The sequence below is a fragment of the Vibrio sp. Vb0304 genome (assembly GCF_033338995.1).
In the GTDB taxonomy this organism is placed as follows: domain Bacteria; phylum Pseudomonadota; class Gammaproteobacteria; order Enterobacterales; family Vibrionaceae; genus Vibrio; species Vibrio alginolyticus.
In genome coordinates this window covers 1-1454 of record NZ_JAWOTT010000114.1, presented here as the reverse complement: position 1 = coordinate 1454, position 1454 = coordinate 1, and the positions used below count along the sequence as shown (strand labels likewise).

The following is a 1454-nucleotide window of genomic DNA, read 5'->3' as shown; positions in this document are numbered from 1 at the left end:
ATTAAATTACATTAAATTTTGCAATGAAATATGATTTAAAACAGGCGTAGGAATATAGAGGCAAGCGAGAAAACCTTGTACTCATAAGGTCTAGCGTAAGGAATTTAAACGGAGGTTAAACACAATGCGCAGCCAATTGTGTAAAATTAACATTGTGAAATTTCACTATTTTATGAAAGCTTCACGAAAATAAAGCTGTGAAATTTTACAAGTCAAAGTTCACCGACAGAATAAAATACTAGAAAGCGCACCGTTTCCAGTGCGCTTTTAGAGAAATAGTGAGGAAGTAAAGGCTAATACTAATAGCTAAAGCAGTTCGGAAACCACATCTGCAAGTTGGTTAAAAGTGTTTGTTCTTGATGAACTAGGGCGCCAAACCAAACCAATTTCGCGATACGCTTGCTGGCCAGGAGGGTCGATCACCACCAAATTTTGGTTGTGTAACAAGCCGTGTTCGATTGCCATTTGAGGAATAAAAGTGGTACCTAAGCCGTTCGCGACCATCTGCACCAAGGTATGTAAGCTGGTTGCCGTAAACGGGTTAATTTTCTCTTTATCGGTCAGCTTACAAGCTGAAACTGCATGTTCAGTTAAACAATGCTCTTTCTCTAATAGGAACACCGACTCATCCGGCAGATCGTCATAACGGATCGGTACAGGAATCGAATCGACTTGGTTTGCACTGATCACCATACGGAACGGATCTTTGCCGACGACGCGACTCTCCATACCATCGATTTCAACTGGCAACGCTAAGATCAGTACATCTAACTCACCATGACGCAGCGCTTGCAACAAATTGGTGGTGGTGTCTTCTCTTAATAGAAGGTTTAGCTGAGGGAATCGATAATTCACCTCTTGGACGAGGTCACACAATAAGAACGGTGCAATCGTCGGAATACACCCAACCTTCAACTGGCCTTTCATATCATCGCCCTGACATAATCGGCCAAGTTCTACTAAATCTTGTCCTTTGGCCAATAGCTCTCGACCTTGCTTTACGACCATTTCTCCCGTCTGGGTAAAAACCAACGGGCTTTTCTTGTCTTTCTTTTCGTAAAGCGGACAACCGATCAACTCTTCAAGATTCTGAATCCCTTTACTTAACGTTGATTGACTGACAAAGCAGCGTTCTGCTGCCTCGCTAAAATGTCGAGTTTCATGCAGTGTCACTAAATAATGTAACTGCTTCAGACTGGGCCATTTATTCATAATTGTATTTGTATCTACCGCTGTTCCAGTGATCGAGTTAATAGTTTTGTTGTTATCGCTTTTTTCGATTAACTCAATCTATTTATTTCGCTTTTTTCAATACTACAATCTGTACTATAGTTTGTCTCGAACAAACACGGACCAAACCGACATTACTGTATTCGGTTTGGAACTAACCATACTTTTTAGGAGCAAAAAAATGGTACTAGTAGGTCGTCAAGCCCCTGATTTTACTGCAGCAG

At 41.2% G+C, this 1454-nt stretch carries 1 protein-coding gene; it reads right to left on the bottom strand.

What is annotated here, in order from left to right:
- Window positions 1–306: 306 nt before the first annotated feature.
- Complete coding sequence (locus R7P35_RS24245) at window positions 307–1212, bottom strand: hydrogen peroxide-inducible genes activator (protein WP_005460156.1); 906 nt, start codon at window positions 1210–1212, stop codon at window positions 307–309.
- Window positions 1213–1454: the final 242 nt, after the last annotated feature.

What these genes read in the sequence shown, in the direction of transcription:
- R7P35_RS24245 (WP_005460156.1), bottom strand. Translation starts at nt 1,212, where the DNA reads ATGAATAAATGGCCCAGTCTGAAGCAGTTACATTATTTAGTGACACTG.